This is a genomic window from Bradyrhizobium sp. LM2.9 (genome assembly GCF_054056555.1).
The window spans coordinates 185736-205860 of record NZ_JBSRYJ010000001.1 but is presented as its reverse complement, the minus strand read 5'-3'; the positions used below and the strand labels follow the sequence as shown (position 1 = coordinate 205860).

Annotated in this window: 13 protein-coding genes and 2 pseudogenes; 7 read left to right on the top strand and 8 right to left on the bottom strand. The window is 57.2% G+C overall.

Going from position 1 to position 20125, the window contains the following annotated elements; all coding sequences use genetic code 11:
• Nucleotides 1–87: 87 nt before the first annotated feature.
• From ACVWW3_RS00880 to ACVWW3_RS00845, 8 genes and pseudogenes are all read right to left on the bottom strand, one after another.
• Nucleotides 88–254, bottom strand: a pseudogene (locus ACVWW3_RS00880) (4Fe-4S ferredoxin); the annotation flags it as partial.
• Between the two features lie 82 nt (nt 255–336).
• Nucleotides 337–1665 carry an LLM class flavin-dependent oxidoreductase gene (locus ACVWW3_RS00875; RefSeq protein WP_456647474.1) on the bottom strand — a complete coding sequence of 443 codons (1329 nt, stop codon included), beginning with the start codon at nt 1663–1665 and terminating at the stop codon, nt 337–339.
• Nucleotides 1666–2321: 656 nt separating this feature from the next.
• Nucleotides 2322–3416, bottom strand: coding sequence for an ABC transporter ATP-binding protein (locus ACVWW3_RS00870; RefSeq protein ID WP_456647473.1), 1095 nt, complete (start codon nt 3414–3416; stop codon nt 2322–2324).
• A 15-nt stretch (nt 3417–3431) separates the two neighbouring features.
• Nucleotides 3432–4274 (bottom strand): ABC transporter permease, encoded by an 843-nt coding sequence (locus tag ACVWW3_RS00865; protein ID WP_456647472.1) that lies wholly within the window; start codon nt 4272–4274, stop codon nt 3432–3434.
• Complete coding sequence (locus tag ACVWW3_RS00860; protein WP_456647471.1) at nt 4271–5143, bottom strand: ABC transporter permease; 873 nt, start codon at nt 5141–5143, stop codon at nt 4271–4273. The genes ACVWW3_RS00865 and ACVWW3_RS00860 overlap by 4 nt, the downstream gene beginning before the upstream one ends.
• 613 nt (nt 5144–5756) lie before the next feature.
• Nucleotides 5757–6809, bottom strand: coding sequence for an extracellular solute-binding protein (locus tag ACVWW3_RS00855; RefSeq protein ID WP_456647470.1), 1053 nt, complete (start codon nt 6807–6809; stop codon nt 5757–5759).
• Nucleotides 6810–7256: 447 nt separating this feature from the next.
• Nucleotides 7257–8582, bottom strand: a complete 1326-nt coding sequence (locus ACVWW3_RS00850; protein ID WP_456647469.1) for an LLM class flavin-dependent oxidoreductase — start codon at nt 8580–8582, stop codon at nt 7257–7259.
• A gap of 57 nt (nt 8583–8639) precedes the next feature.
• Nucleotides 8640–9251, bottom strand: coding sequence for a flavin reductase family protein (locus ACVWW3_RS00845; RefSeq protein ID WP_456647468.1), 612 nt, complete (start codon nt 9249–9251; stop codon nt 8640–8642).
• A gap of 303 nt (nt 9252–9554) precedes the next feature.
• Here ACVWW3_RS00845 and ACVWW3_RS00840 point away from each other — a divergent pair.
• The 7 genes and pseudogenes from ACVWW3_RS00840 (at nt 9555) to ACVWW3_RS00810 (ending at nt 19980) form a co-directional block, all read left to right on the top strand.
• Nucleotides 9555–10687 (top strand): IS3 family transposase gene (locus tag ACVWW3_RS00840; protein WP_456647380.1). Its coding sequence is split into 2 segments (ribosomal slippage): nt 9555–9810 and nt 9810–10687, totalling 1134 coding nucleotides; the frame shifts between segments, so codons are not numbered across the junction.
• A gap of 544 nt (nt 10688–11231) precedes the next feature.
• The gene (locus ACVWW3_RS00835) at nt 11232–12692 is read left to right on the top strand and encodes an N-6 DNA methylase (RefSeq protein ID WP_456671806.1); all 1461 of its coding nucleotides are present in this window, start codon (nt 11232–11234) and stop codon (nt 12690–12692) included.
• A gap of 206 nt (nt 12693–12898) precedes the next feature.
• Complete coding sequence (locus ACVWW3_RS00830) at nt 12899–13693, top strand: hypothetical protein (protein WP_456671805.1); 795 nt, start codon at nt 12899–12901, stop codon at nt 13691–13693.
• A gap of 204 nt (nt 13694–13897) precedes the next feature.
• Nucleotides 13898–15242, top strand: a pseudogene (locus ACVWW3_RS00825) (IS1380 family transposase).
• A 567-nt stretch (nt 15243–15809) separates the two neighbouring features.
• Nucleotides 15810–16895 (top strand): FAD-dependent monooxygenase, encoded by a 1086-nt coding sequence (locus ACVWW3_RS00820; RefSeq protein WP_456647464.1) that lies wholly within the window; start codon nt 15810–15812, stop codon nt 16893–16895.
• 99 nt (nt 16896–16994) lie between these two features.
• Entirely contained in the window at nt 16995–18227 is a 1233-nt protein-coding gene (gene hutI / locus ACVWW3_RS00815) for an imidazolonepropionase (protein ID WP_456647463.1), read from the top strand.
• Between the two features lie 586 nt (nt 18228–18813).
• A complete protein-coding gene (locus tag ACVWW3_RS00810; RefSeq protein WP_456647462.1) occupies nt 18814–19980 on the top strand; it encodes a M20/M25/M40 family metallo-hydrolase in 1167 nt (388 codons plus the stop codon).
• The last annotated feature ends 145 nt before the right edge of the window (nt 19981–20125 follow it).

The following is a 20125-nucleotide window of genomic DNA, read 5'->3' as shown; positions in this document are numbered from 1 at the left end:
CCGATGGCCCCGACGATTGCTTCTTATAATATCGATGACTTCATTGCGAAACACGTCGCCTGATCGGGTTTCCTCCGCGAAACGCCAGACATAGAGCGCATCCTCGCGCAATAGAGTTCGGAGAGGAAACAGGTTTGGCAATCGTTCTGGCGGGCGATGACCGGAAATTCCTGTTTGGTCGAACTTGTTTATCGGACAGACATTCACGCAGATGTCGAAGGAGTACAGCGCTCGGTATCGACGATTTCGATCATTTCGCGGCCGGCATTCGCTCCGAAGCCAAGGTTTAGAGAGTCGACGCGTGGATTGTGACACACCGCCAAGCTAAGCTTCACATCAAACGTTCCTTGAGTGACGGCTCTTCGGGCGGGGCAAGCGAAGATGATCTCTTAACGTGTTACCTTCATATTCACGACGGAACGAACCGCGTCTTTGTAACTCAGGTATTACGCTCGCACAGAAGGTTTCGAGGCCGTGGGGCTCTGACGGACCTATGATCATGAATCCGTCGCAGGCTTCGTCTGCAACCCACTCTTCGATCCAATCGCTAATCTCGGCAGCAGAGCCGCAAAGCGGAGTCCCCCAGCCAGAAAGACGATAGAATTGCAGTATTTCACCAAGCGGCTTGCCTGTTCGTACGAGTTCCGTTGCCATTTGAAATACGCTCTGAATATATTCAGTGTTCTTGGGTAGCAATTCGAGCGGAACGGGACGATCGAGCGGCAACTTCGTTAGGTCCACTCCGAGATCTTGCGTCAACTGCTCAAGCTTGACGATGTTGGGCACTCGCGTCTCAAGGCTAGCATAGTGAGCTTCGGCTTCCGCCTTTGTCTCCCCTACTACGACCGTTAGCGAGGGAAGGATTTTGAGTCCGGCAGGATCGCGGCCGGCAGCCGACACGCGATCCCGCATGTCCTTGTAGAAGGCCTGAGCGGTTCGCTTGTCTCGATTCAACGAGAATATGACCTCCGCGAATTCGGCTGCAAATTGTTTGCCGGGTCCAGACGACCCGGCTTGGATTAGGACGGGATACCCTTGTGGTGGGCGGGCAATATTTAGTGCACCTTCGACACTGATATATTTTCCCGCATGGGATACGGGATGGAATTTGTGGGGATCGAAGTAATATCCCGAGGATGGATCAAGCACAAAGGCGTCTTCCTCGTAGGTATCCCACAAGGCATGGATCGCCTCAATGTACTCCCTGGCGCGGCCGTATCTCTCCTCATGAAATGGAAGTTTTGATTGGCCAAAATTCTTGGCAGCTTCACTGCTCGCCGAAGTTACGACGTTCCAGCCCGCACGGCCGTGACTCAGATGATCCAACGACGCGAGCTGACGAGCCACGTTGTATGGTTCCGAGTATGACGTGCTGATGGTACCTGCCAAGCCGATTTTGGATGTTACCTGAGACAGCGCGGAGAACAGAGTCAGAGGCTCAATCGAATTCATGTGGTATGGATTGCGACTCCATGCCTCAAGATGATCCGTATGAGCAAAAAGCGCGTCAGCCCTGAAGAGCATGTCAAACTTCGCAGCTTCGGCGATCCTCGCGTAATGCTGGAAATGTTCGATGTTCGTGGCAATATCGCTGCTGTGGGGCGTCCACCCCGCCGGGTGTGTTCCGTAGTTGTAGAGAGCGTAGCCGAGATGGAGTTGCTTCACTGCAATATTCCTTCGCACTTTCGCATATTCTGCGGATCTCGCGGCATCGACGGAGGGCTGCCTGCGCAAAAAGAGATGCTTGGCCCCCCTGGTGTCATTCGCTCGACAGAAAGCGATGATATCTTCACACAATTGAGTTTCAGTGCATATGTCAGTACCGAGGTGCATAAAAGCTGCACCTCGCGCGTTACGGCGAACATTTCCGGCGCAGCGTTCTGCAGCGCCCCGGCCAAAATGCCTGACCATCTAGAAGTTTGGTGCCGTCGATCTCTTGTTGCCCCGAGGCGTGAACTCTTGTGGTTCAGCTCATTAGTGATCTGAGCTCTGTGCGATGATCAATGCGAGCCCGCTGGGTCCAATGCGTTCGGTGGGCGAGAGGGTTGTGCGTCAGTCGGCAAAACGAGCTTATGGGGCATGTTGCGCCGGCGTACATGGCAAAGAAGGTGCCGAAGCTCGTGCCGTCGCCAGTCGATTCGCTTGTTGTCGTGAAGGTCAGTGTTGGTCTGGACGTTGCATCCCGCGACGGCTCTTTCGCCTCGGCCTCAGCTATCGACCGCGGCTTTTTGCGTTGCAGGCGCCTTCTACAATACATGCGTCGTTGCGAACGTCCGTGTGCTATGTCGATCTGAGATCTTGTTCAGTAAACTTGCTTCGCCTCACGAACGCACGTGATCATCTGGGATCACTCGGACCTCCTGGGTATTGATCGCAATACTGAGAAGATCACCAGGACTCGGATGGCGACCAAAAGGGAAATGCACCTGCATCATCATTTGCTCACCGCCAACATCAAGTAGGATCCGCGTCGCTCCACCGTAGTAGTTAGATTGCAATACGCGCGCCTGCCGCGAAGGCTCAGAGCCATCTGTTGAGAGCCTGACTTGTTCAGGTCGAATCACCGCGCTGCCGGGGCCGGGAGTCCAGTTACCCGCTAAACGCAGGCCGGAGGTCGACGTGAATGCACCGTCGCTTCCCACAAATCCTCTAATCGCGGAACACCAGCCGATGAACTTTGCGACGAAAGGAGTGGCCGGCTCCTCATAGATCTCGCCGGGCGTACCCACTTGCTCGATCTTACCAGCATTCATGACTACGATGCGGTCGGATAAGGTCAGTGCTTCTTCCTGGTCGTGCGTGACAAACAAGGTCGTGACATCTACTCCGCGAATGACCTCGCGCAGCTCTTCGCGCATGCGCACGCGCAGCTGTGCATCAAGGTTCGAGAAGGGTTCATCGAGAAGGAGCACGGCTGGCCGCATCGCCAAAGCGCGTGCCAGTGCAATGCGCTGCTGCTGGCCCCCTGAAATCTGACTTGGCAGCCGCTCGGCAAGATGCGGTAATTCGACCAGCTTGAGCATTTCGCCGACGCGCTTTTCTACGTCGCTGCGGCGCCACTTCAGGTTTTCTAGGCCGAAAGCGATGTTCTGGGCGACCGTCATATGCGGAAACAAGGCGTAACTCTGGAACACCATTCCAGTATCCCGCCGATAGGGAGGCTGGCGCGTCATGTCCAGGTTGTTTATGCGGATAGAGCCCGAGGACGGTTCTACAAACCCGGCAACCATCCTCAGCGTTGTTGTCTTGCCGCAGCCCGATGGGCCGAGCAGGCATACGAGTTCGCCTCGGCGTGCACTGAACGAAACGCTGGCGACTGCAATCGCTTCACCATAGTGCTTGGAGACAGATTGCAACTCCACAACTGCGTCGTCCGCTCGCTGCAAGGACGGGATATGGTGTTCTGACAAAGCCAAGTCTAATCTCCCCGATTACACCAGTCGTTCCGCGCTGATCAAATGCTCGATGAGCAGGATCACGATCAATGTCACCAGAATCATGACGGCTGATACTGCCGCGACGGTCGGATCATAGACGGTATCTAAATAGATGAATATTTGTATGGGCAACGTGATCCGACCGCCGGACGTGAGAAACGCGGAAACTGTCGCGTTTCCGAACGATGTCACGAAGGCAAAGATTGCGGCCGATAGCAAGCCCGGTAGAATGAGTGGCACTGTGATACGCCGGATGACTTGCAATGGCGTGGCGCGGAGGTTCATCGCCGCTTCCTCGAGAACGCGATCATGCAGGGTCAGACTGGCGAGGATCGTTCGAACGGTATACGGGATCGCAAGAACGAGATGGCCCAGGAGCAAAGGAACTATCGTTCGCCCAAGACCCAGGAATGCAAACAGGTGCAATAGTCCGAGCCCAAGAACGACGGCCGGCACGGTCAAAGGTGAAAAGGCGAGACCCTGCAGAAGTGCCTTTCCGCGAAAGTGATATCGGTTGATGGCGAACGCGGCCGAAAACCCGATCACCAGCGCAATAACCGCGACCAGCACGGCGACGTAGGTGCTGGTCCAGAGCGCAGACCTAAAAACGTCGCTCTCGTACGCAGCCTTGTACCAGCGCAAGGAATAGCCAACGGGAGGGAATTCCATCGTTTCACCGCTGGTAAACGATGCCGCAACGACCAGAATCACCGGTAGCGCGAGCATGCAGAAGGCAAGGCCGCGAATAAATTTCCCGCTGATGGACATCAGGATGTCGATCATATCAGCGCGCATCTTCATCCGCCGCAATCCAGCCAATAGGTCGAGATGCGTCATGTCCTCACCTTTCTGAGGAAGCGTGACCCTAGTAGGAGGTTCATCATTGCCGTGAAACTAAGTACGCTCAAGAAGAGGACAAAAGCCATGGCCGCACCTGAAGGCCAGTTCAATTCGGTCATTATGCGATCGTAGATCACCCCTCCGAGCATGGCCGTGCGACCGCCCCCAATGAGGCGAGGTGTAATGAAGGCCGAGATAGAGAGTACGAACACAAGGTTGAGCCCAACAAGAGTGCCAGGTAGGGCGAGGGGAATGATGATTTTCTGAAAGGTGACGAAGCGATTCGCACGTAGATTTGCCGCGGCGTGTTCAAGCACTGGATTGATCTGAGTGACCACGCTCATGATGGACAAGATCATGTAGGGAAGACACTCCTGCACCAGGACCAATATGACAGCAGGTCGATTGAACAGCAAACGTTCCGGCGACGAGAACACCCCGAGGCTTACGAGGAACGAATTAACGAACCCGTTGCGGCCGAGAACGATCAACCAGCCGAATACGACGACGACAAGGCTGAGCGTCATCGGCATGATGACGATAATGGTTTGCCACCGCCGCACCGATGCTGGTAGCCGAGCTAGCGAATATCCGGTTGGAAATCCTATAATTAGGCAGAGCGAACAAACAATGAGTCCGTCGACGAACGTCTCCAACAATATTCTGACGTAATAGGGGTCAGCAAAGAAGTCTGAATACTGTTTTAAAGTGAAGCCGCTTCCATTAAACAGGTAGCTCCCATTTAGGAAGCTAGCTCGCAGCAGTCCCAACAGCGGCGCCACAAAAAAGGCGGCGAGAAGCAAGAGCATCGGCGCCAGCAAGAGCGCTGGTGTCAACTTTCGGTAGCTCTCAATACCCTGCTTCATCGCACCGCTCTCCTCATCCTGTTTGCATTACGGTTCCGCTACGGCATCACGCCCTCGGCCCATCCTAGCCTCAGCGTTGGCCGTCCATGTATTCGACGAAATCGTGGAGCTCGAACGGCCCGCTCTGGAGTCAACCTGCTGGCGCGCTTTGAGTCTTGGCTATCCCCTTAAACTCCGGACTCCGATTTGCCGGTCATGAAGTCAGTGGCCGACCTGGATCGGGCGGATTCGAGTCGCCTCGGGTGTAGGACAATTGTGCACTACTCCAGATCACGATCGGCAAGCGCGATCCATCACATGGCTTCGCGGCTCGCGTGGTCGTCTTCCCGCGCTGTTTCTCTCGCATTTGGTCGGCGGCCGCGGTAGGAGCGCACAATCTGGCGACCAAGTTTGTAATAGGGTCGCGATCGAACGCCAACTCCCGCACCAGGAAGCGTTCCATATCTATGGACGCGACAATCGTGGGCGGTCGCGACACAGTGCTGCTCTCCCTGTTGTGAGATGATGGGCGCCCAAGCAAGGGCGGCGGCGCGACGTAGTCGATCAGAAACCTTGTAGGCCAGCTGGTCAGCTCGCGTCGCATCGAGGTCCGTGACGATCAGGGCATCAAGTGTTACGCGGCGATGATCTTGTTGAACCGCTCGATCCGCGCACTGTGGCCCGCCGACCACTTTTCCCAGTCGACGGTTCTTCTCAGGGCGGCGCGCTCTGGCGATGCAAACACGAGACGTTTCCGCAGTTCTTCCGGCAACTTGATGTCTGTGGTCGGCTCGTACCCCACGCTCTCAGGCAATGCACGCTGACCTTGATCGGATAGGATCTGTTCCAGGAAGGCGTACGCGGCCTCCGGGTGCTTCGTTCCCTTGATGACGTTCATATAGGTGAGCGCCCCGCAAATGCCTTTGGACGGGATGACGAAATCCATTGGGAAACCCTTGCCCTTCAGTTCGAAGTAGGCACTGTTCCAGAAGGGACCCGCCTGGACCTCTTTACTCTGATACATCTGCATCTGGGGGATTTGCCCCTGCGCCACCGCGACGAGATTCGGCTTCGTCGCTTCTAGGATCTTCCACGCGGGCTCCATGTTGGTCACGGAGCCGCCGTTTTCCTCTGCCCAACCGAGAAGATAAAGGCTGGAGGTTGGTGTAGTCGCGGGGAAAAGCACCACCTTACCCTTCAGGTCTGATCGGGCGAGGTCCGAATACGAAGTGAGGGGCTCCTTGACAGAGTCCGGATTGTATCCAACTCCTTGAGCTGCGAGGCTGAAGGGCACACCATAGTCTCCGAACTCGCGGAAAGCAGGAAGGATCCGTTTCAAACCGGCTACGTCCGACTGTTTGATCTCTGCGGTGACGCCGCCTTTGATAAGATCGGGCATGACTGAGCTGTCGCCCATGAATAAGTCGACCTCAGGCTCGTCTTTCTGGGAGATCAGCTTGATCAGCTGAGAGGCGAGAGCGCCGCGGACCACTTCAACCGTGAGCCCATACTTTTCGAACAATGGCATGCTTACGTTTTTCGCGATTGCCTCTTCAAACAGCCCCCCCCACGAGTTCACGCGCAAGGTGATGCCGGCAAACGTTTTTGACTGGGCCTGAACGTATGGTGCAGCCAGAGCTGTACCCCCTGCCGCAGCCGCGATCTTCAAAAATGTTCGGCGTTGCATTTTCCACCCTCCTAGTGTCTGAGCACTTTTGTTCGTTGCAGCCGACCTTAGGCGGCCTGAAAGCCGAATTCTCGAAATCTGGTGGCTCCTTTGGCCGAAACTGTGCGTCAAGTTGGTCCGCCACGGCGTTTTTCTGCAATCGCGCTTGCGCGGCCCACTGCTATCACGTCGTCGAGGTCCACGACCAAAGGCCCACTGGGATAGTTCTTCGCAATCGGCAAGCCGCACGATTTGTTGAACCATTGAGAGCGGCGCAACGGATGTCACGCCAACTCGTTACATCGCGTGATCGTGCCGACGTCTACAATAACTTGGGAGAGGCGCGAGAAATCCGTGCACGCGCTGGGTGATGCCATTGGGCTGGTCAAGCTATCGCGAGCGAAATCAGCCGTTGCCATCGCCAGAGCGCTTAACCCGCCTCCCACCTCCCGGAGGCCGCAGGATACTTCAATGTCCCTCCTCCGCTGCATGCCTATTGCTCTGTGTGAAGCGGTTTTCAGGCGTCGAAAACCCGAAGCGGCTGCGCAGTGTCGAGCCGCTGTACTCAGCGCGAAAAAGGCCGCGTTGCTGCAGTTCCGGTACAACGAGCTCCTTGAAGTCGATCAGCGAATTCGGGAATACGGCAGGTGTGATCATGAAGCCATCGCACGCTTCGGCCTCGACCCATCGCTGCATGACGTCGACAATGCTAGCCGCAGTGCCGTAGACCAGGATGTATCCCCGAGACACGGCAAAAAGATCGTGAATGTCCCTCAGCGTCAGAGTTTCTCGACGCGATTTCGCATGGAGCACTGTGAGGAAGCTCTGCACCTCGTCAGACAAGGGTAAATCTGGTAAGGGCCCATCCATGGGAAACTTCGACATGTCGTGGCCCAACCGATCGGACATGATCTTAAGCGCCGAGCCCGGCTCAATCAGCGCCACGAGCTCGTCATACTTAGCCTTGGCCTCTTCTTCGGTGCGTCCGACAATCGGGAAGAAGCCTGGGAGAATTCTTAAGGAATCCCGCGGGCGACCGGCCGCCTCAACCTGATCCTTCAACTTCTTGTAGAAGGCCCTTGCCTCCTCAATGTCCTGCTGGATCGTAAACACGACTTCCGCGTACTTGGCTGCAAAATGCTGGCCAGTGGCTGACGATCCAGCTTGGACAATAACCGGTTGCCCCTGTGGCGAGCGGGATATGCCCAGAGGTCCCTTCACTTTGAAGAATCTGCCTTGGTGGTTTACCGCATGAACCTTGGACCGATCAAAGAAGCGGCCGGTCTTCACGTCATAGAGTAGCGCATCGCTTTCCCAGCTGTCCCATAGTCCCTGGACGACGTCCAGGTATTCTGCCGCGATCTCATACCGAACGGCATGTGGCGGAAGTGTCCTGTCGAAGTTGTCAGACTGCTGTGCAGTGGTGACAACATTCCAGCCAACTCGGCCGCCGCTGATTTTGTCTGCGGACAAAACGAGACGGGCGAGATTATATGGCTCCATGTAGGTCGTAGATACAGTCGCGACCAACCCAATATGTGAGGTCCTGGCCGCCAGAGCAGAGATCAATGTTGTTGGCTCCAGGCGAACAGCCTGGCCAGGGTGCCCATCAAGCTCCGCTGTAGGAGCATCTGCGAAGAACACAAAATCCAGTTTTGCGTCCTCAGCAAGCTTCGTGATCTCCAGGAGAGATGAAAAATCCTCATGGCTCTTGAAGGCACCTGGCAGCCTCCAGCCGGAGACATGATTGCCCGTTCCAATAACGAAAACCCCAATGTTCATCTGTCGGGACATCGCCGCCCTCAAAAGCTCTAGAAAATTGCGCCTTGTAGGTATCCGATTGCTAGTTCGTTAGATGCTAGCCACTGAAAAGAAGCGTCTATCTGCGTATGCGAGCGCAACCGCGCCTGCGCGGACCCCGCCTTCGACTACCTCACCAATGACAACAGCATGATCGCCAACGTCGAAGATGTTTACAACTTTGCATGCCACGTACGCTGCAATAGTTAAAAGGACTGGGCCGCCAATTCCGCGCGCCGGCCGAGACCACTCAGTGTCACCGAACTTTGATGATGATTTCTTCGCGAAATGCATCGCGATATCTTCCGCACCCGCGGTCAAATAGTTGATCGAAAAAGCCTCAGTTTCTTTCAGGGCGGCAAGGGTATTCGAGTTATTGCTTAGGCAAGCTAGAGCGAGCGGCGGCATTAGCGAAACCGAGCAAACGGCTGTCATTGTCAAACCACAGGGAACGCCGTTTTTAGTGAACGATGTCACCACAGTGGCAGGACCTGGCGCAGCGGCCATTATGCTTTTGAAAAGGTCTGAAGTGATCTGTGGAACTTGGTCCGTTGTAGCCCTGTCTGCGAAGATCAAGACGGCCTCCCGATTGATCTGGTCGAAGATTAGAGACGCGCTTACTGCATTCCAACGATAACGCCATTTCATCATTGGCTTATGCATTCATCCGCATCTCGCGCTTAAATCCCGCGTTTGACACTCCTTGCTCGATGGATACCGTCGTATCGACGCCGTCCTCCCTGCGGCTATTAAGCGGCTCCGGCCGGTGTTGACGGAAAGCATCCTCTTCGACGAAGGCGCTTTGCTTGAGGCGTAAGCTGAGTGAGTGGTCCGCGCTCACCGATCGAGCATTAGTCGTAACCTAAGATACGCCGAGCAAGCACAGCTGGTCTCAGAAATCTGAACATCGCGATAAGTGGAGTTTCTGCCTGAATGCGGCGATAGTTGCCGCAGACAGGAGCGACGATGAGCAGACGATCCCGCCGAACCCATTCCCCGGCCTTCAAGGCGAAAGTAGCGCTGGCCGCCATCAAGGGCGATCGAACGCTGGCGCAGTTGGCCGAGCACTTTGATGTCCACCCCAATCAGATCACGGCGTGGAAGGCCCAACTGGAGGGCGGTGCCTCTGACGTTTTCGGGGCAGGTCCCGCGGCATCTGCCGGGCCGGCCATCGACGTGAAGTCGTTGCACGCCAAGATCGGAGAGCTGACGCTGGAGAACGATTTTTTAGAAGGAGCGCTCACCAAGGCGGGGTTGCTGAGCGCAAAGCGATGATCGACCGTGAGCACGATCTGTCGATCACTAGGCAAGCGGAAGCTCTGAACATCAGCCGTGGCAGCGTCTATTACCTGCCGCGTCCGGTGCCCTCCGCCGACCTCGCGATTATGCAACGGCTCGATCGGTTGCATCTGGAGTATCCCTTCGCCGGTTCGCGTATGTTGCGCGGCCTGCTGGCTGCCGAGGGGTGCAAGGTCGGCCGCCGGCATGTGAAGACGCTGATGCGGCGGATGGGGATAGAGGCGCTCTATCGCCGTCCGCGCACGACCAAGTCAGAGCCCGGTCACAAGATCTATCCGTATCTGCTGCGCGGCATGGAGATCACACGGCCGAACCAGGTCTGGGCGATGGACATCACGTATATCCCGATGGCGCGCGGCTTCGTGTATCTCGCTGTCGTGCTGGATTGGGCAACCCGCCGGGTTCTCTCGTGGCGGTTGTCGATCACGATGGAGGCGGCCTTCTGCGTCGAGACCCTGGAGGATGCTTTGGCGCGTCACGGCAAGCCCGAAATCTTCAACACGGATCAGGGCTCGCAGTTCACTGGCGCGGCCTTCACGGGCCTGCTCACCAACCAAGCCATCGCCATCAGCATGGACGGCAAAGGGGCTTGGCGGGACAATGTGTTCGTCGAACGGCTGTGGCGCAGCGTCAAATATGAAGAGGTCTATCTGCGAGCTTACGAAACGGTCGGCGAGGCGCGAGCTTCGATTGGCCGCTATCTCGACTTCTACAACGGCCGACGTCCACACTCGAGCCTTGACGGCAGCACACCGGATCAAGCCTACTTCAACCAGCCGCCAATCCGCATGGCGGCCTAACCCCGGCAGACGCTCCACTTATCGACGCGGAGATTTTGTTCAGACAACCGGGACCAGCTCTAGCCTCGGCTCGGCAGCCAACAGTTGCTGATGGTCTTCTCACGGCTGGCCACATCACACGACCGCCCCCCTGCAAACCGTGGCAGCAGGATGACCCGTTACCATCCCACTATCGCCGTAGCCGGTGCCGATAGAACAAAAGGCCTTTTCCAGCTTCCCCGTTGCCGCACCAGCTAGCCTTGCTTGGTCCAGGCTGGACGTCACGAAACCATCGAAAGACGCCAAAGTCCCCTCTAGGCGGCGCGGCCGGACACCAAATTGGCCACAGGCGGCTCGTGGGCGGACGGCATCGCGCGCTTGTCACGGGGCAGGCCCACACCGGTACGAGTGGATGAGCCGCCCCCGCCGGTTTGCCCCACGCGCTAACGATCGGGCAGTCCTCAGTTGCTCGGCCGACCTGTGAATCATCTGGAGAAGTGCCGGAGGGTGCTTTACTCAGCATGCTCCGGTGTAGACTTACAACCGATTCGCGAGGAGAAAGAGCGTGCGGCGCTTAACCCAAAAGGAAGCGGGCGCCTATTATACCCCCGACCCTGTCGTTTCGAGCCTGTTGCAGTGGGCGGTCCGCCGAGAGGACGACCGCCTGCTTGATCCGGCATGCGGTGACGGGCGCTTTATTGCCGGACACCGAAACGCCGTCGGCATTGAGCAGGATCTCCAGGCGACGCAGGTGGCAATGGCTCGGGCGCCTTGGGCGCTTGTCCATGAAGGCGATTTCTTCTCCTGGGCGGCCGAGACGGCCGAACGCTTCGAGTGCGCGGCGGGCAACCCGCCATTTATTCGATATCAGAGCTTCAATGGGGTGATTCGGGCCTGCGCAATCGCTCTTTGCGCGTCCCTTGGCGCGCACTTTTCGGGCCTGGCATCGTCGTGGGCACCCTTCCTGGTCTGCACTGCCTCACTCCTGAAGCCGGGCGGTCGAATGGCCTTCGTCGTCCCCGCAGAAATCGGACACGCACCATACGCCGCACCGCTCCTGGAGTTTTTGGTTGACCGGTTCAAGACAGTTCATGTCGTAGCGGTCCGGGCGAAGCTCTTCCCGGAGCTCTCAGAGGACTGTTGGCTGCTATACACCGACGGATTTGAAGGCAAGACGCAGGAGATTAGGTTTTCGGTGCTTGATCACTTCCGCCCCTCCAGCCGCCCGCCCCGGGAGTTTACGCGGGTCAGCGTTAAGGAGTGGCGCTCTGAGTGGAACCGCCGCCTGCGCCCCTACCTAATTTCTCAACACGGCCGGGAGCTTTACCGACACGTCGCGACGGGCGGCGACACACATCGCCTCGGCGAGTTGGCGAATGTCGGGATCGGTTACGTCAGCGGCGCGAACGACTTCTTCCATCTGCGGCCAAGCGAAGCGGAAAAGTGGGATGTTCCCGGCAAACTCCTTCATCCGACCGTCCGGAATGGGCGTGCGCTCCCAGCTATACGCGTCACGACCGCCCTGGTTGAGCGTTGGAAGGCAAACGACGACCCAATGCTATTGCTCAAGTTGTCGAAGACGGACGATCTGCCGCGCAGCGTGCGGCGCTATCTCGACACCGATGCAGGCCGTGAGGCCCGCCAGGCGTACAAGTGTCGCGTACGCGATCCGTGGTATTCGGTCCCTGACGTGCAGGTGCCGGACTATTTTCTGTCATACATGTCCGGACTGGAGCCGAGCCTCGTCCGCAACGATGCTCAGTGCACGTGCACCAACTCCGTGCATAGTGTCCGGCTGAAGAGCGTATCCGCAAGACGCTACCTCGCGACGTGGGGAAGCGAGTTCGTGCAGCTCAGCTGCGAACTCGAAGGTCATCCGCTCGGAGGCGGAATGCTCAAGCTTGAGCCACGGGAAGCGGCGCAGGTCGCGCTTCCTACGCGTCGTGCGATCGAGCGGGTGCCAGCAGCTGAAATCGCACAGGCCGTCCACACCCTGCGTACCTGGAGGCACTATGGCGAAAGCTGACGCTTCGCCCTGCCGCTGGATTAGCGGACACCAGGCATTCAGAGAATTTGCGACACACGAGGGCAAAACGCAAAGCGCCCGCCACATTAAGCCGCTCCACTGGTACATCGCGTGCCGTTTGGTGCTCGAAGGAGGATTCCATCCGAACGACATTACGCCCGCGCCCGCCCTTCGTTGTCGAGACGAAGAAAGGGCGCAAGGGCCGCGTGCGCAATATCTTGAAGTATGATTCCAAAGAAGGTCGGGCCGGCGAGCAGGTTATCCTCGGCGGTCTCAAGACAAAGAACGTTGACGTCGTCGTAGATAAAAAGAGCGTCGGCCCCGTTCTCGCGATCTCATGCAAGGGCGTGACGAAGGCGTTCCGGAATCTGACGAATCGCATGGAAGAGACGATCGGCGAATGCACCAATCTGCACATTACTTATCCGGCGATGGTCGTCGGATACTTCTCAATTCTGCGCGCGAACCGCACCATCGAAGATGCACTCGCAGCGCCCGATCTGGACGTAGAAGACACCCCAACTGAGGTCGAAGCCGAGTCTGACTCCGAGCTCGAACCTACCGAACTGACACCAAAGAAGGTCGAAACGCTGAAGGCTAATGACATCGCGATCCTGGAAGACGGAAGCATCGTCGAGGGTATCGTTCGTTTTCACGCTGCGCTCCGCGAAATGACTTCGCGCCGCGGTTTGCGCGACGAAATCAGCCGATATGAAGCCATGACAATAGCACTTATCGAACCTCGCGGGGACCAGGCGGGAGACGTCGTGAATTCCTTTCCGCCGGACGAGAGCCCGCTGCACTTGAGCCAATTCTTTGCGACCCTGTACCGGCGGTACGAAGAGCGATTTGTGCTCGGCGCCCCACTGCTTTCCGATCGAGGGATTACCAAGCGACTCGACTGGGATCCGGATTCGCCGGTATTCTCGCGCCCAATGCCGGAAGCCAAAGACTGGCCTGAGCTCGATTTCGAGGCTCGCCTCGCGTCGCCAGCGACCTAAATCTGTGCCCGCTCGTTCGCGATGTGGGACGGAGTTTATGCGAGGCGTTCGCCATTCTTCCTTGGGAAGCCGCTAAACTAGCCCATCTTATTCGCCAGAGGGCGCCTGAGAGGCTGGGGAGCGTGGTGTAAAGAGGTGATGCGGCGTAGGATTCGGTTGCTGTAGCCAACCCCATCACCTTCAACCGCGAACGCCACGCCCGCCATGACTGATGATACGATTCTGCCGTTCTCGTTTCCAGCCGTTCAAGCCAAGAAAGTCACAGCAGCCTTCGATGGCAGGCGCCTGACCTCGAATGGGGGTGTGATGCTTCTGGCGATCGCCGAGCGGCGTCTCGGCTTGGCCAACAATTTGGCCCGGGTGTTCCCGGATCGGCGCGATCCGACGCGGGTCGTGCACAGCGTTGTCGACATGTTCCGCGCTCGCATGTTCGCGATCTGCTGCGGCTACGAGGACGCCGACGATCTCGATCATCTGCGGTCCGATCCGGCATTCAAGCTGGCCTGCGGACGGCTGCCCGACACGGGCCGGGATCTGTGTTCCCAACCGACCCTTTCGCGCCTGGAGAATGCGCCGCGCCTGCGCGACGTGATCCGCCTGACCTACACTTTGGTCGACGCATGGATAGATAGCTACCCGCGCGAGCCGGCATCCGTCACGCTCGACATCGATGACACCTGCGATGTCGTCCACGGCCATCAGCAGCTCTCGCTGTTCAACGCTCATTATGACGAACGCTGTTTCCTGCCGATCCACGTCTATGACACGGAGAAGAGCCGGCCCGTGGCGGTCGTGCTGCGGCCCGGCAAGACGCCGGGCGGCATCGAGGTGCGTGCCCATCTTCGACGCCTGGTACGGCACATCCGCACCCGATGGCACAAGACGCGAATTACGTTTCCGGGGCGACGGTCACTATGCTCGGCCGGAGGCGATGACGTGGTGCGAGAACAATGGCATCGACTACATCTTCGGTCTGTCCGGTACCAAGCCGCTCGTCAGAAAAGTCGACGAGGTCGCCGACGACATCCGTACCCGACGCGCCATCGAGAACCTGCCTGTTCTGCGCGGCTATACCGAGACGCGCCACAAGGCAAAGTCCTGGGATCGCGAACGGCGCACCGTCGCCCGTATTGAGGCGACGATGCTCGGTCTCGACATCCGCTTCGTCGTCACCAGCCTCGATTCCGGCTCGGGCGAGTGGATCTACGACAGCCTGTATTGCGCGCGCGGCCAGGCCGAGAATTTGATCAAGCTGCATAAGACGCAGCTTGCCTCCGATCGCACCAGTTGCCGTTCGGCGCTCGCCAACCAGGTCCGTCTCGTCCTCCATACCGCCGCTTATTGGCTGATGCTGACCGTGCGCGACGCCATTCCCAACGTCCGGGAATTGGCCACTGCCGAGTTCGCGACGCTGCGTCTTCGTCTCCTGAAAATCGCCGCCCGGGTCGTCGAGACCGCGAGCCGCATTCGCCTCGCGTTCGCCGCGGCATGCCCGGAAGCCGACCTGATCCGCTGCCTGCCCAGCGCGCTGCTGCCGCTCGGTCCTTGACCGGCGAAGTCTCCGCCCCCCGTTCGCCCAACCCCATCCCTCAAGCGCGTCGTAAAGTACGGGTCGTCAGGCGGTGAAAAGCCGGAGGCAATCCTGTGCGCCTCGTCAGAGGAGATCTGCGGCCGTATCCACCGGACCAAAAAACCGCACTCTCACGAATAGGACGGGCTAGATGGTTGCGAGCACTTCCCCGATCGTTTCGTGATTTTGCTCATGTTGCCGCGGCTTAAGGCAGCGTCTCACGGGAGCACTGCCAGACGCTCGAAGCTCAGCAAAGCAACGTGCCTTCGTGTCCGGATCTCGCGGGTGTACGTCGCCTTGGGCCGGCCCCTTCTCTCGATACTTCTTGGCGGACTTTGCGGATGTCCTCTGGTGTGAAGTTTACCATCCGGCAGGAGCGATCGAGCGACGGGAATTCTGTCCCCACAGATTAGGTCCCGGGATTTGTATCATTGGCTTTACAAATAAACGACAATCGATCTATAGTCGGCCTTTCGTTTCGGGATCGCTGGGCACGAGCAATGATGTGCGGGCTCAACCTATTGCGCGATTTTGGCGGAGTTTGAGATGCGAGTTGGGATTTGTGGCGCCGGACTGGGCGGACTCTCTGCAGCTGTCGGGCTGAAGGGGTTGGGATTTGATGTAGCTGTGTTTGAGCGATCTCCTGTCCTCAGGGCGACCGGAGCTGGTTTGATGCTTTGGCCGAACGGAGTGCGGGCACTATATGGCCTGGGACTGAAGGAGCAGATTGATGCCATTTCGGTCAAAATCGAGCGCTACTATAACTATGATGCCAAGGGCAATTTGCTCTTTGAGAAAGATACAAGTGACTGGCCCGCCAAATATGGTGCGCCGGCAATCGGAGTGCATCGCTGGGCATTGAGCTCGATGCTAGCTGACTCATACGGAACGGATCTCATAAGGTTTGGTCATGAGGTCGTGTCTGTCGAGAATGGCAGCGACAAAGCAGTTTGCCACTTCAGTAATGGGTCGAGCTATGAGGGCGACTTCATCATCGCTGCTGACGGAATTTTTTCAGCCGTCCGTCAGAAATTGGTAGGTGGGGTTCGTTTCCAACCCAACGAGCATCACGCATATCGTTGGCGCGCTATATTCAACCTTGAACAGCTAGACATAGATCCGGCAGCGCAAACCGGCTTTTACGCGCCGGGTGGATGGATCGCGTTTCTTCCCATAGGAAATGGAAAGGCATACTGGTTTGGTTCAGTAAGTGGAGCAAAAAATCCGGACGAATTCCTTGATTACTTTAGCTCTTGGACAAACACTCCTGTTTCAAGGGCGTTTAGCTTCACCCCGAAGGATGCAATTATTCAAAGCTCTCTCGATGTTCCGGAAGGGCTCCCTGAAAAATGGACGCACGGCCGTATTACGCTGCTTGGGGATGCCGCGCATCCACCAGTTCCTGATCTTGCGCAGGGTGCCGGCCAAGCGCTCATTGACTCGCGAGTTCTGCGAGATGTCTTTGCCGAAACAAGCGATGTTGATGAGGCTCTCGCTACCTATGAACATAAGCGTCTCAAAGCCGCTTACTACGTGGTGAAATGCTCCCAGCAAGGAAGCTACCTTGGACGCAACAAGGTAGACCCAATAGTAGTGCGCTATGAGCGCGAAATTGAAGCTATGGGCGTGTAAGTCGTGCAAGCGTCCGACTATCGATTTGCCGCTTCCATACTGTGTTCGTGCTGTCGCCACGCGCCGCAACATCAGCTTTGAGTGACTGGGAGTGACACCATGTGGGATGCAATCTGGGTCAACGGTCACCTAGCAACGATGGCGGACAAGGAAGGCTACGGAATCGTTGAGAACGGTGCGGTCGCGGTAGAACGTGGACGTATCGCATGGGTCGGCCGAAGCGATGCTCTCCCAAATGCACTTCATGAGCATGCGACCGAAATTCACGACGTGGCCGGGGCTTGGGTGCTGCCTGGCCTCATCGATCCGCACACTCATGTTGTCTACAGTGGCAACGGTCGCCGCGATTTTGGCATGCGGATCAGGGGGGCCACCCGTGACGAGATTTATGGGTCTGGGGGCGGTGTCCCCGGGATAGTCAATGCGACGAGAGCTTGTTCCGAGGAGGAGTTGCTCGCGACATCTTCGCGGCGTGTCCGCGAATTCATCGCGCATGGCGTCACCACCATCGAGAGCAAGTCCGGTTTTGGTTTAGACCTTCAGACGGAGCTAAAGCAGCTACGTTGTTCTCGCGCACTACAACAGGATCTACCGGTCACGATCGTCTCCACATTTCTCGGCGCACACGGAGTGGCTCCGGAATTCAAAGGGCGGCCCGATGACTATATTTCTTTCCTTATCGAAAAGGTGCTGCCCATCGCAGTATCCGAAGGCCTCGTTGATGCGGTTGACGGATTCGTGGACACCATTGGTTTTAGTGACGCTCAAATAGGCCGATTGTTCGAAGCCGCACGAGCACACTCGATTCCGGTGCGTTTGCATGCGGACCAATATTCCGACGCGTCCGCCGGGGCGACAGCCGCCCGCCACAGAGCGCTCACCGCCGATCATCTCGAATATGCGTCCGAACAATCGATTGTAGCGATGGCAGAAGCCGAGACTGTGGCAGGAATTCTTCCCGGCGCAAACTATACATTGCGAGAGACGCGCGTGCCCCCTATCGGATTGTTCCGCAAATATAAGATAAAAATGGCTTTGGCTACCAACAGTAATCCCGTCAGTTCGCCCACAAATTCGCCAACCGCCATAATGAACCTTGCGTGTACACTATTCCGCATGACGCCAGAAGAGGCGGTACGCGGGTTCACTGTCAATGCTGCGTACGCGCTCGGCATGCAGAGGGAGCGCGGCACTATTGAGGTTGGCAAAGTTGCGGATTTGTCTTTTTGGGATATCGAGCATCCTGATGACCTTTCCTATCTTCTCGGCGCCAACTACTGCATCGGTGTTGTCAAAGGCGGAAGGCTGGTCTTCGAGAATCATGCCCGCTGAACATGATCAGCAGCAACGCTGAAAGAAAGTACACGAGCCAGCCAAACCCGCGAGGCATCACTTGAATAACTGCGCTACAGAGGCCGGCCGTAGACCTGCAGAAGATGGCTGGCTGGCCAACTTGACTTCTGGTTTCGAACGCGGCGCGCAGGTCATTGCAGTTCTTCGACCGATATCGGGCCGCTTCGCACTTGCGGTTTTGAGGGCCATTTGGATGATGATGAATCGAATAGCATCGTCGGAACCGAGGGACGGCATTGCGATTGTAGCATTCGGCCGCGCAAACATTGTTCCTGCTACTCGCTAAAAAGACGTGCTCGACGCAGGGAGGCAATCGCTACCACGACGCGCTGTAACGAAGCCAGACTGTTCCCAGCACATGGAAAGACGGCGGCGGTAGCGATCTGGGGCCAATCGAAGCCCTTAGGAAATCTGAGTGGCTACTAAGGCGAGGCTTCTGACGGTTGTTACTCATTCAAGTTCGAACGGCGCGCCGGCGCGGCCGCAATGTCCCATGAAAGTGATACAATAGCGTTGCCGGGGCTGCCTGAGCGCAATTCTACTCACCACAGCGAAAGCACATCACATGAACTGGGACCGTTTGTTTCTTCGAAAGTTGGAGACAAAACTACCCGAAATTATCGAGCTTACCAAGGCTGCGGTTGATATCGACAGCGGCAGTTATGATCGCGAGGGCGTCAATCGGGTAAACGACGTCTTCGAAAAAGCGCTGATAGCTGCCGGATTTAAGGTCGACCGGGAGATCAGGAAAGGCGCTGGCGATCAAGTGACAGCTCGTTGGAAGTCAGGTCGTCCGGGCCGATCGATCCTTATCCTAGGTCATGCCGATACGGTTTGGCCCACAGGCACTGTCGAGGGCTGGAGATTCGAGCAGAAGGACGGACTTCTTACCGGACCCGGCGTCGGGGACATGAAGGTATGCGTAGCCACGGCAATCGTGACCCTCCGCGAACTCTTCCAAATGGGCCTCGATGGTATCAAACGTGTGGTATTCTTGATTGTACCAGACGAGGAGGTCGGCAGCGACGCAAGCGCCGACTGGATCAAGACTGAGGCAAGAGCTGCGGATTTTTGTCTCACGCTTGAGCCTGCCAGGCCCAACAGAGGGCTTGTTATCGGTCGAGGAGCCATTGGTCATCTGAGGGTAGAGGCATTCGGTATCACAACCCATGTCGGGAACAATAAGAAGGCTGGAGCCTCGGCGCTCTCGGTGCTCGCTCGTCTTGTAACGCGTCTTGAGGGCTTGAGCGATGATGAGCGTGGCCTAAGTGTTTCCGTCGGGTTGATGCACGGTGGGGAAGCCAGACAAGTGATGCCGGCGAATGCTTGGTTTGATGCCGACCTCCGGGCGCGGAACAAGGCAGCCACAGAAACCCTAGTCGACAATATCGAGCGATGTATTTCGGAAGAGCTTGCCGCGGCTGATCCGAGAGTGACAATCAAACACTCTATCAGGATGCGACCCCCATTTGAAGAAGGCGACGGAAGCCGCTTTCTATTCGAGCTAGCCAAGGACACTGGTGCGGCACTCGCTATCGAAATGTTTCCGGTTTTCTCTGGAGGAGGTTCTGATGCCAACTATGCCGCTTCGGTCGGTACGCCGACTTTGGACGGCCTAGGCCCGATCACGCATGAAATGTGCAGCAGGCGGGAGCGGACCGAAGTGTCCAGCATCACTGAACAAGGAGCGCTTCTAGCCGGCGTAATAAAGCGATTGTCGGCGCCGCTGTAAGGCAACTATCCTGCGGCTCGCACGTGTTTGACGCATTTGTCTCACCGAACGTTCTGCTTTGGTATGTTATGACAGTCGCCGATCGCGTCGCTTAGTGGCGGGAACCAGGTAAGAAGAAACGTTCAAAGAGTCGATGCCGGCGGAG